Genomic DNA, 11,880 nt, shown 5'->3' with positions numbered 1-11,880 from the left:
TAACATTTTTTGGGTGTATCTTTAAAGATACAAAGTTCTTAATTCAAAAAAAATATCAAAGGCAATTCCTTTGATATTTTAGTATTATTTGTAATTATCGTATTTTTTGCGTTCGTTTGTCTTTAAGATACGTTTTCTTAAACGAATTGTTTTTGGCGTAATTTCAACCAATTCATCGTCATTGATGAACTCTAGGCACGCTTCAAGTGATAATTCACGAGGTCTTTTAAGAACAACGGTGGTATCTTTTGAGGCACTACGCATGTTCGTTAATTGCTTTTCTTGGGTTACGTTTACAGCAAGGTCAAATTCCTTGTTTGCGACCCCGACAATCATCCCTTCGTATACGGAAACACGCGGTTCAATGAACATCGTTCCACGGTCTTCTAAACGACCGATGGCGTAGGCAGTGGTCATACCTTCATTTAAAGAGACTAAAGCGCCTGTAGAGCGATTACCGACATCGATATGTTCGATTGGGCGGTATTCTAGATAAGAGTGGTTTAAAATCCCATAGCCTTTGGTTGCTGTCATGAAATCTGTCATAAAACCTATGAGTCCACGGCTTGGCATGGTGTAAGTTAAGCGGCTTTGATTTTGATGACTAGCCATTGTAGCCATAGCACCTTTACGGGCACCTAACATTTCTATTACAGTACCAACGACGTCATTTGGACAGTCAACTTGAACAAATTCATATGGTTCACTCTTTACGCCATCAATTTCTTGAATGATGACTTGAGGTCGAGATACTTGGAACTCATAACCTTCACGACGCATGTTTTCAATTAGGATACCTAAATGAAGTTCACCACGTCCAGAAACGATCCATTCTTCTTTTGTGCTTAATCGTTCTACACGTAATGAGACGTCTTTTTGAATTTCTTTATATAATCGTTCTTCAATTTTGGATGCAGTTACGAACTTGCCTTCTTTGCCTGCAAATGGGCTTGTATTTGTACCAAATGTCATTTGGACAGTTGGTTCATCAATGTGTAGTATTGGTAAGGCAACTTCTTTACCTTGTTCACAGATGGTTTCACCAACGTTGATATCGGTTAGGCCTGCAATCGCGACAATATCGCCCGCATAGGCTTCTTCGACTTCAATACGGTTCAATCCTAGGAAGGAGAATAATTTTTGAATGCGGAAGGTTTTAATGGTGCCATCCAAACGGATACAACTCACGTTTTGGTTTAATTTAATGGTACCTTGATAAATTTTACCAATCCCAATTCTTCCCACATAGTCATTATAGTCTAGTAAAGCCGGTTGGAACTGTAGTGGTAAATCACGTTCTTGAGCCGGAGCTGGTACATAACGAATGATGGTATCCAATAATGGTGCCATATTTTTAGCATCCTTAAATTCGTGATCGAAAGAGGCTAAACCACGAATCCCTGAAGCGTAGACAATCGGGAAGTCTAATTGGGACTCATCGGCGTTAAGCTCGATAAATAAATCAAGAACTTCATTGACTGCTTCTAATGGACGTGCAAACGCACGGTCAATTTTATTGATAACGACAATTGGTTTTAACTTCGCTTCGAGTGCTTTTTTAAGTACGAAACGTGTTTGTGGCATCGCACCTTCATAGGCATCGACCACAAGAACAACTGCGTCAACCATTTTCATAATACGTTCTACTTCACCACCAAAGTCGGCGTGACCTGGGGTGTCTAGAATATTGATTCGGTAACCCTTATATTCAATCGCTGTATTTTTCGCTAAAATCGTAATACCGCGTTCTCTTTCGATATCATTAGAGTCCATTGCGCGCTCTTGTATCATTTCGTGGGTGTTTTTTCTCTCAGATTGTTTTAACAATTCATCGACGAGAGTAGTCTTACCGTGGTCTACGTGAGCGATGATTGCGACGTTTCTAATTTCCATATTTTCACTTCTTTCTTAAAGCCTTTTTAATTATATCACAAACACATAATATACGTTATTTTTTTACACAATCTCGAAAAAAAAACGCTTTTATTTATTTTAATTGATAATGTCTGCATTATTTCGTATTATGGATTTTGTAGAGGTATAAACACATGTTCTTAACACCAACCGTTTTTGGCTCAAAACATTTAATCGGTTCTTCGGTAACCATACTATTCATTATTCTATTCTTATCTCTATCTTTACGGCCTAATGTCAATCGAAAAGTCATCTTACGAAGCAGTGCATTATTATTAATTGTTTTGGAGTTATTTAAGTATGCCTACACCCTCGCAACCGATGGGTCGATCGGTGAGTATATGTATCCGTTTAATCTTTGCAGCTTCTCCTTATACGTCACACCGATTGTTGCGTTTGGTAAAGGAAAATTTGCTAAATTCATTACACCATTTACCTATGCAGTTGGGTTATTAGCGGGTAGTTTAGTACTCTTGTATCCATCCAATGTGTTAGGTAGTACGGAGACTTGGTTTCCAATCACTGAAGTCTTACCGTTCCATAGTTTTATCTATCATGGGAATATGGTGTTCTTTTCGATATTCCTAGTAAAATCGAAACTATATGAACCAAAGTTTAAAGATTTTCAAAAAGCTCTGCTGGTTTTACTCATTGTAGCTACATTTTCAAATACACTGAATTTCATCCTCGATGAAGATTATATGTTACTGAGAGAAGGTAACGGTAGTCCCTTCCAGTTCGTTTTAAAATCCTATAACTATGTTGCTTATTTAGGCGTGATGGGATTGGTTGGTGTATTGCTAATTATGCTTTTATATATTCCCCATTTAAAAACAAACAAAAGGGCCGTCTAGCCCTTTTTCTTTGCAAGTTTATAGAGTTCTTCAACTCCAAAGTGCATCTTCGTGATGATGTCTTTTTTGGTCTTTGGAAAAATCCAAAAGGAATTATCTAATGACGAGATATCAATTGCATCCCCATGGTTTTTATAGTTATACTCAATGTGTAAACCATATAAAGATAATGGTTCCCGAATTAAGTTAAAGTTTGGATCGAAATCCCCAGTAATTCTAAAGCCATTTACATCGTGAATCAGGTGTCCATCGCCTAAAACATGAAAACCTTTTGCGTTCGGTAAGGATTCAATCCGCACATCATCTTCGATGTGATAAGTGCCTTCTAGGATTTGTTTTTTGACTTGTTCACGTTCGAATTCATACCAGTCTGGTATGTGTGTAAACTCGGTTTCACCAGAAGTCGCTTTGAGAACACCATATTCGTCTTGTTCATACGTTTTTCCACACGCTTCACACCAAATTCGATTTTGATCACTGTTCATTTGATGTTCAGTAAAACAGCTAGGGCATTGGTATAAAACCTTGTGGATATTTTTCATTCGATCTTTAAAATCAATTTTAATTTGATTGTCTTTTTGCCACTTATATTCATCGTAAACAAAAGCTTTTTGAATGCGTTCATTGATTTCATCAACCGATAGGTTTTCAAGTTCTTCTTGCTGAATAATTTGGGTCATGTCTGCCATCAAAGGCACTTTGCGTTGGGTGAGATTCCATTGTGGTTGGCTTAGATAATTGCCATGCATATTCAAGACCACGACTGGGACACCAAGCATCTTGCACATTTTACCTAAAGAGGCGGGTAAAATGGCATTCGTACCAATCAATGTATAGCGCGCTTCAGGGTATAATGCGACGATCCCTTTTAAATCGTTAAGTACATAGCGGATGTGCTTAACCAGTTTGATGTCATTGACAAATTTACGCTTACAGATAGCACCAACACTTCTCAGTAACCATTCCCCAAACAAAAACCCGTCTATCGCAACGACCCAATTGAGACGTTTTGGAAATGTCGCAACTGTAGTCACTTTAAAATCAATGAATGCGTGATGGGTACACAATAATAAATAGGGTGGCTTTAAGCCCTCCATATTAACTTTATTTATCTTTAGATTTCTTTTCCAAGCTGTTGGAAAGGATAATGACCAAGCTATTGGCATTAAAACACGACGTTCTTTAACAGGCCTTTTATCCATATTAAATGGCGTACGATTCACTTTTCTCATATAATCCCCCAAAGTAATATTAAGCATATTATAGCATTATTCTATAGAAAAAGTGAGAACTCATGGAGTTCTCACTAGATATCAAAATTATTGTTTTCAACAACGGCTTTGATTTGGTCCTCCGTAATCGATCCGATACGAATGTATTGGATTGTATCCTCTGACAAATCAATGGTCGTTGAACCTAGGTTTAAATAGAAATTGTTGTATTCTTCGTAAATATAATCCACTTTATCTGTAAATGTAGCCTTAATTTTTGATAAGTCCATAAGAAGGTCTTGATCTTCACTAGATAATGAAGTTGTAACAAGTGGTCCATTTTTCTTTATTAAACGAAGGGCGCTGTTATGATTAGGGATTCTAACCGCGATTTTCTTATCCCCCGTTTTTTCAAAATGAGGTTTTGAACTTTTCAAGATAATAGTGAGTTTACCTGGCCAAAATGCCATCATTAGTTTCTTTGCACGTTCATCAATGATTGCGAGGTCATTGATTGAAACCAACGTATCGCATAACACTGCGTAATTAAAGGGGTGGTTATTCTTAAGTTTTGAAATTCGATTTAATGCATCGTTGTCATATAATCTACATGCGATACCAAATACAGTATCGGTAGGAAATATAACAATGGAACCATCTGGCATAAAACCGTCTTCAAAAGTATAGTCATCAGGCATCATGGGAAATCACCTCAATCAAGGTCATTCGGTCTTTACCAGATAAGTCTTTAAGTTGAATAATGTTCGCGTTTGGATAATAGTGTTTTGCTAAATCATACATTTCAGTACGTTTATCGTAAGCATGCTCAAATGCAATCAAACCTTTTGGTTTTAGATATTTTTTAGCATCCTTCAAGATTCTTTCGTAGAAAATCATCCCAGTATCTCCACCAAAAAGCGCGATGTTTGGTTCGTGGGTTCTCACGATTTTTGCGACATCTTCTTGATTTGGAATATAAGGTGGATTCGATACGATGATATCAAAACGCATCCCTTTTAATGGGGAGAGTAAGTCACCCTCGTAAAAAGTAACATTCGCATCAAGTTTTTGGTTATTTGCTTTTGCAACTTCAAGTGCAGTAGCCGATATATCTGAAGCTACAACTTTCATATTCGATTCCTCTTTAGCAAGCGTAATCGCGATACACCCAGAACCTGTACCAATATCACAGACATCCACTTTTTGACCTTGAAAATGGTCATCGTAATAATAGAGTACTTGTTCTACTAGTTCTTCGGTTTCACGTCGAGGAATTAAGACGTGTTCGTTCACGATGAAATCATAACCATAAAAAGTTTGATAACCGATGATGTGTTGAATTGGTGTATAGTTGAGATAACGTTCGATGCCTTCCATAAAAGCTGATTCAACTTCAGGTTTGACAGATTGGTCAAAAGCTAGATAGAATTGCGATGGGGTAAGATTAGAAACGTGCATTAAAAGCCATTTTGCCGCTTCAATTTCTAACTCAGTTTGAGCGATTCTCTTTTCCGCTTTTTTTAACAGATCCTTATAGGTCATTCGTGATCGCCCGCCAATTGTCTTCTTTGGAATTCATTGAGTAATGGTTCTAAAACCAACTCTAAACGGCCTTCCATAATTGCATCTAATCTTTGTAGGGTTAGATTGATACGGTGATCGGTCACACGGTTTTGAGGGTAATTATACGTTCTGATTTTTTCAGAGCGGTCGCCACGCCCTACTAAAGAACGGCGTTGCATGGTTTCTTTTTCGTTTTGTTCTTGAAGAATGGAGTCGTAGATACGGGTTTTTAGCAATCTAAACGCTTTATCTTTATTTTCGTGTTGTGACTTACCTTCTTGGCAGGCTACCATCGTACCAGTTGGCACGTGAGTCAGTCTTACTGCAGATTTTGTGGTATTAACCGATTGTCCACCAGGTCCTGATGAGTTATAAGTATCTACTCGGATATCGTTCCATGAAATATCAATTTCAACTTCTTCGGCTTCTGGCATGACTAGCACAGTAGCGGTCGAGGTATGGATACGACCTTGAGATTCTGTTTCTGGGACACGTTGTACACGGTGTACGCCAGATTCATATTTTAATGAGGAATAAACGTTATCCCCTGAAATCATAAATTCAATCGAAGTAAAACCACCCATCGCACCTTCATCGGCGTTGAGCATTTCAATCTTCCATCTATTCGCTTCTGCGAATCGAGCATACATACGGTAAAGATCGCCTGCAAAAATGTTACCTTCATCACCACCAGCAGCCCCTTTGATTTCTACGATAACGTTTTTGTCATCATTAGGGTCTTTCGGTAATAAAAGAATCTTTAATGCTTCTTCTAGTTCAGCCATCTTAGTCTCAATTTCACTCAGTTCAAGCGAAGCCATCTGTGAAATATCTGGGTCACTATCTTCAGCCATGAGCGTTAAGCCTTTGATTTGTTCTTGCATCGACAGGTATTTTTGGTAAGTTTCTACCGTTTTTTCCATCCCTCTTTGTTCTTTCATTAGGGTGGTCATTTTTTTGATATCTGAGGACACTTCAGGGTCCATCAGTAATTGTGTAATCTCTTGAAATCGTTTTAGTATTAGTTCTAGTCTTTCGAACATGTTATTCACTCCTAAGCCTTAATAATTCTATCATATAATGATATATTTTTCTATGAAAACCGCTAAAAGTCGTTAATTTCAAAAATCACCTAATTTATGGTATACTATGATTAGATTAAAAGGGAGGATAACAAATGAATAAATTAGAACAATTTTTGAACAAAGAAGTTGCGAACTTTGCTGTACTTTACACCAAATTACACAATTTTCACTGGTATGTTAAGGGGCCTCTATTCTTTCAACTCCACGCTAAATTTGAAGAGCTTTATGATGAAGTAACTGAGGTTTATGATGCATTTGCAGAACGAATCCTTATGATTGGTGGTAAGTCAGTTGCTACTTTAAAAGGTAATCTTGAACTTGCTTCTATCGCAGAAGCAACAGGTCTTGAAACCAAAGAAGACATGATTAAGAGTGTCATCCACGATTTCAAACATATCGACCTTGAACTTAAAGAAGGTATTAAACTTGCTGAAGACCTTGAAGATGATGTTACAGTAGATTTAATGACAACAACTCGTGCCTCTTTACAAAAGCACATTTGGATGTTATCAGAATTGCTTAAATAAACCGCGATTTCGCGGTTTTACTTTATAGAAAATGATATAATTATCCATAAAAGGAGTGATTTAAATGAAAAAACGTTTATTGGCAGCGATGCCTCTCATCAGTTTGATGTTATTTTTAGGTGCTTGGTTGTATTATGAAAAACTAGAATTAGGAATGACTTTCTTTCTATTAATCCCTCTATCATGGATTTTACTTACAGGTAATTTCTTTAAGCGATTATCTGAAATTGTGCCTTTTGTATCTTTACTACTGTTCTTATGGTTAGGCTTTGGTTTAGGCTATTGGCACCCGGGTTGGCTCGTTTTCTTCTTGATTCCACTTACTAATATCATCGTAGAACGTAAAATTGATGCGAGAAAGTTTGTGGGGATTGTGGTCACAGCCGCATACATTACACTAGGATTAGTTTATGATACTTGGCATCCAACTTGGATTATGTTCTTATTAATTCCAATTATCAACACACTGTTTTTCCCTCAAAAGAATGCCTATGTTACGATAAAAACCCAATCATTTCGATTTGGTGATGTCGTAGACGCTGATATTGAAGATAAAGATCGAAAATAAGTAAAAATCGCATGGCCAGCGCCATGCGATATTTTTTTAGTTACGCGGTTCATCATCACGTTGTGTAATTTGTAAGAAGCGTGAATATTCTTTTTCGAATTTATAGAGTAAGACGTTTCCAACAGAACCTTGACGGTTTTTCGCGAATTGGAGTTCTGTTTCACCATTATCCACTTGACCATGAGAATAGTATTCATCACGGTATAAGAATAAGACGATGTCGGCATCCTGTTCAATAGAACCAGATTCTCTTAGGTCAGCAAGAACGGGACGTTTGTCATCGCGTTTTTCAACCCCACGGGATAACTGAGAAAGTGCCATAACAGGAATATGTAATTCTCTAGCCATGGTCTTTAGTTGTCTTGAAATCTTAGCAACTTCTTCTTGTCGGTTGACGCCTGCAGCGTTTTTAGACTCATCACCTTTAATCAATTGCAGATAGTCAATAACAACGAAGTCGAGCTTGCCTTCTTGACGAAGTTTACGACACTTAGAACGGATATCTTGAACTGAGATTGCTGAGGAGTCATCAAAATAAACATTCAAGCGCCCTAAAGATTCAACTGCGGTATCCACGAATTGCCACTCTTTAGGTGTCAATTCACCTGTTTTAATTCGGCGATTTTCTACTCTAGATTCAGAGGCTAACATACGGCCTACTAATTGTTCATTACTCATTTCAAGTGAGAATACAGCGACCGAAGCCCCGCCATTGGCGTTATGTTTCGCGACGTTTAAAGCGATGTTCATCGCGAAAGCACTCTTCCCCATTGAGGGACGTGCAGCGAGAATAATCAATTCTTCGGGTTGTAAACCGGAGGTTATTTGGTCAAATATTGAAAACCCTGTGGATAGTCCAGTTAAGGCCCCTTTATTGCGTCTGCTTTCAGCTTTTTCTTTAACCTCGTGAGCGACTTGGTCGATACGAATGAATTCGCTCGCTTTACGTCTTCGCACTAAATCAAAGATTTTCTTTTCAGCATCATCAATAAACTCTGTGGCTTTGATGTTATCGTTATAACCATCTTCCATAATTTTAGAAGCGGTATCGATGACTGCTCTTTTTAATGAGTAGTCTTTAACGATATCGACATACGCATCTAAGTTGGCTGTTGTTGGTACTAAATCCGTGATTTCAGATAGATAGCCCACGCCAACCTCTTTCATCGCCCCCATTTGAGCGAGTTCGGTCGATACTGTCGTATAGTCTAATTTATCCCCACGATTATATAAATTTCTAAGGGCGAAAAAGATTTTCTGATTTCTACGATCATAAAAATCTTCATCATTGAGTTTATCCATTAACCCAACCATTACAGATGGACTTAGGAATACAGACCCTAAAACCGATTGCTCGGCTTCAAGGCTAAAAGGCATGATACGGCTCATGAATTCACCTTATTTCTCTAAGACATTAATTTCAAATTGGGCTTTGACATCCTTGTGCAATGACACGGTTGCGGTATAGATACCGACTGAGTTAATTTCAGAAGTCAATTCGACTTTCTTTTTGTCTAAACGAATACCGGTTTGTTCTTCAAAGGATTCGACGATTTGTTTGGTTGTGACACTTCCAAACAACTTTCCATCATTACCAATATTGATGAAGATATTCACCGATTTGGATTCAATTTCTTGTTTAAGTTTGTTCATTAACGCTAGGTGTTCAGCTTCGCGTTCTTTGAGTAATTGTTTTTCTTTCTCAATGGCCTTGATGTTTTCATCGGAAGCAACGATGGCTTTGTTAGAAGATAATAGGAATGTTCCGTAACCATTGGCTACTTCGATAACATCATCCTTTTTACCTCTACCTTTGACATCTTCAGTTAATATGACTTTCATTCTTTCGTCTCCTTCGTCATGTTCTCTAAGTAAGAGCGTCTTAAGCGATTCAAATACCTCTTGAATCGACTGATCTTTAATTTGTGTGGCAGCACTATTTAAGTGACCGCCTCCGCCCAATTCTTCCATGATAATTTGGACGTTGATTTCATCGTAACTACGGGCGGATATTCCAATAGATGAATCATCTACTTTAGCAAGTGTAAAACCTGCTTTGACCCCTTCAATTTCAAGAATTTTTTGTGAGGTTTGTGCTAAAAGGACGCGGTCTCGTACAATCCCTGACTCATCGATTACAACAGCAAATCCAGGTGTTACCATTTGGACATTATTTAATAGCTCATTGATTGCTAAGGTTCTATCTAAGTCTAAACGTAACCATTCTTTTACCCTAACAGAGGACGCTTCATGTTCTTTTAGATAAGCCGCCGCTCCGAAAGTACGGGTTCCTGTACGATATGAAAACTCGTTGGTATCGACAATGATGCCACCATACATTACAGTGGCTTCGATTGGAGATAAGTCAATATCTTTTTGATAAAACTCCATCATTTCCGCAACCAATTCTACGGATGATGATGCATACGGTTCAACATACATAAAAATGGCTTCAAATGTATTTTCACCATGTCTGTGGTGGTCGATACAGGCAATTTTCTTAGCTTGTTTATAGACATCTTGATTCGCAACAATATTTGGTGATTGGGTATCCACGATGACCAGTAACGTATCATTGTTCATGAATTTTAAGATGTTTTTAGATTCATCTAGTTGAGCGTATAAATGTGGCGATTCTTCTTTTAAGAACGGTACAATCTTCTTAACGGTATTATCAACTTCCGGAATATCGAAAACTATCTTAACATCCTTTTTAGATGCAGTTGCCATACGGTAAACCCCGATCATCGCACCTAAAGCATCTATGTCAGCAAACTTGTGGCCCATGATGACAATATTGGAGGCAGCTTCAATCAATTCGCGGAAATTTTGAGACTGAATCCGTACATGGACTCTTGAACTCTTTTCAGAGGCATTCGATTTACCACCAAAGTATGCAATCTTCTCGTTTTGAATATTGACAACCGCTTGGTCACCACCGCGTTTTTCAGCAAGTTCAATGGCGTTTTGTGCAAGTGTACCAAGTTCATCAAAAGATACTTCCCAACAAGCAATCCCGATGGATGCTGAAATACGGATCCTGTGTTTGGCTGAAACTTCACGAATACGGTTTAAGATTTCGAATTTGTTCGCCATCACTTTTTGGAGTTCTTCATAATGCATCGCAATGGTCATACGGTCTTCTGTATAGAGTTTGATATAACCATGGTGCTCTTGAATCCAGTCTGTAATGATCCCTAAATATTCACCACGAATGTTCGAACGTTCATAAATATCGAAGCCAGATAACGCTTCTTCGACGTTATCAAGATAAATTACCCCAAACGCTGTGGATCGTTTAAGATACTTGTCTTTAATTTCCTCACGAGAGGTCACATCAAACAAGTAAACTGCTTGGTTATTCTTGCTACTTATCGCGTCATAGCGTTTGTCACCAATCGCGAATGTAGTCACTGACCCTTGTTTGGTAATCAGCTGCTCAAGGCTTTCGTGGAGTTGACCGACTAAAGCATTTTCAATATCAAATCCAAAGACCTTGTTTGCAAATGGGTTACTCCATTTTACATTGAGATTATCCAAATCATATAGAAAAATTCCTATGGGTAATTCGTTAAACGCTTCATCCCCTATTTGCTTGACGTGGTATGACAAACTGGACCACGCAGTCAATCTGGCATTAAGTGATTTGATTTTTTGTTTACGGTTGTGATTCAATATGAACTCAATCGATACTACGATAGCGCCAAAAAAAGCCATTATAATGGCATAATATATGACAAAGTCCATATCATTGAATGCGCCGTGTTGATAAGCAATGATGCCTGCAACAATCAATCCGATGATGGATAATAGCAGTGCAATAATCCTTCTCATGGCCTCACCTACTTTCCTTAATTATATCGAAAAATCGCAATTTTATCAATAAAAAAAGACTTTGTGATCAAAGTCTTTAAGTATATTATTATTCTTTTACGTATGGAAGTAGTGCCATATGTCTTGCACGCTTGATTGCGACTGCAAGTGGACGTTGCCATTTAGCTGATGTTCCAGTTACACGACGAGGTAAAATTTTGCCTCTGTCGGAAGTGAAACGCTTTAATAGTTCAACATCTTTAAAGTCGATATGATCAACTTTATTTTGTGTAAAATAGCACACTTTGCGACGTCTTTTGAATCCGCCTTTTTGTTGCATACTAA

At 37.9% G+C, this 11,880-nt stretch carries 11 protein-coding genes; 3 read left to right on the top strand and 8 right to left on the bottom strand.

What is annotated here, in order from left to right:
* Positions 1 to 84: 84 nt before the first annotated feature.
* A complete protein-coding gene (typA, locus tag N7603_RS01595; RefSeq protein ID WP_262095570.1) occupies positions 85 to 1,893 on the bottom strand; it encodes a translational GTPase TypA in 1,809 nt (602 codons plus the stop codon).
* A 155-nt stretch (positions 1,894 to 2,048) separates the two neighbouring features.
* Between typA and N7603_RS01590 the strand changes: the two genes are divergently transcribed.
* Positions 2,049 to 2,768: a TMEM164 family acyltransferase gene (locus N7603_RS01590; protein WP_262095568.1), complete on the top strand. Its 720-nt coding sequence runs from the start codon at positions 2,049 to 2,051 to the stop codon at positions 2,766 to 2,768.
* Here the strand turns inward: N7603_RS01590 and N7603_RS01585 are convergent.
* The 4 genes from N7603_RS01585 to prfA form a co-directional block, all read right to left on the bottom strand.
* Positions 2,765 to 4,000 carry a lysophospholipid acyltransferase family protein gene (locus tag N7603_RS01585; RefSeq protein ID WP_262095567.1) on the bottom strand — a complete coding sequence of 412 codons (1,236 nt, stop codon included), beginning with the start codon at positions 3,998 to 4,000 and terminating at the stop codon, positions 2,765 to 2,767. The genes N7603_RS01590 and N7603_RS01585 overlap by 4 nt on opposite strands.
* A gap of 74 nt (positions 4,001 to 4,074) precedes the next feature.
* Entirely contained in the window at positions 4,075 to 4,680 is a 606-nt protein-coding gene (locus N7603_RS01580; protein WP_262095566.1) for an L-threonylcarbamoyladenylate synthase, read from the bottom strand.
* Positions 4,670 to 5,521, bottom strand: coding sequence for a peptide chain release factor N(5)-glutamine methyltransferase (gene prmC / locus N7603_RS01575; protein ID WP_262095565.1), 852 nt, complete (start codon positions 5,519 to 5,521; stop codon positions 4,670 to 4,672). The genes N7603_RS01580 and prmC overlap by 11 nt, the downstream gene beginning before the upstream one ends.
* Positions 5,518 to 6,585, bottom strand: coding sequence for a peptide chain release factor 1 (prfA, locus tag N7603_RS01570; RefSeq protein WP_262095564.1), 1,068 nt, complete (start codon positions 6,583 to 6,585; stop codon positions 5,518 to 5,520). Before prfA ends, prmC begins: the two co-directional genes overlap by 4 nt.
* 134 nt (positions 6,586 to 6,719) lie before the next feature.
* Here prfA and N7603_RS01565 point away from each other — a divergent pair, with 134 nt between their 5' ends.
* Complete coding sequence (locus N7603_RS01565) at positions 6,720 to 7,154, top strand: Dps family protein (RefSeq protein WP_262095563.1); 435 nt, start codon at positions 6,720 to 6,722, stop codon at positions 7,152 to 7,154.
* Positions 7,155 to 7,218: 64 nt separating this feature from the next.
* On the top strand, positions 7,219 to 7,722 hold the full coding sequence (locus tag N7603_RS01560; RefSeq protein WP_262095562.1) for a hypothetical protein: 504 nt from the start codon (positions 7,219 to 7,221) through the stop codon (positions 7,720 to 7,722).
* A 36-nt stretch (positions 7,723 to 7,758) separates the two neighbouring features.
* On the opposite strand, the gene dnaB is transcribed toward N7603_RS01560, so the two are convergent.
* From dnaB to rpsR, 3 genes are all read right to left on the bottom strand, one after another.
* Positions 7,759 to 9,111 (bottom strand): replicative DNA helicase, encoded by a 1,353-nt coding sequence (dnaB, locus tag N7603_RS01555; RefSeq protein ID WP_262095561.1) that lies wholly within the window; start codon positions 9,109 to 9,111, stop codon positions 7,759 to 7,761.
* Between the two features lie 9 nt (positions 9,112 to 9,120).
* Positions 9,121 to 11,556 (bottom strand): 50S ribosomal protein L9, encoded by a 2,436-nt coding sequence (rplI, locus tag N7603_RS01550; protein WP_262095560.1) that lies wholly within the window; start codon positions 11,554 to 11,556, stop codon positions 9,121 to 9,123.
* Between the two features lie 88 nt (positions 11,557 to 11,644).
* The gene (gene rpsR / locus N7603_RS01545) at positions 11,645 to 11,875 is read right to left on the bottom strand and encodes a 30S ribosomal protein S18 (protein WP_262095559.1); all 231 of its coding nucleotides are present in this window, start codon (positions 11,873 to 11,875) and stop codon (positions 11,645 to 11,647) included.
* Positions 11,876 to 11,880 lie beyond the last annotated feature (5 nt).

This window comes from Paracholeplasma vituli (genome assembly GCF_025446935.1).
Classification (GTDB): Bacteria; Bacillota_I; Bacilli_A; order Acholeplasmatales; family UBA5453; genus Paracholeplasma; species Paracholeplasma vituli.
This window is presented reverse-complemented; position numbering and strand designations above follow the sequence as displayed.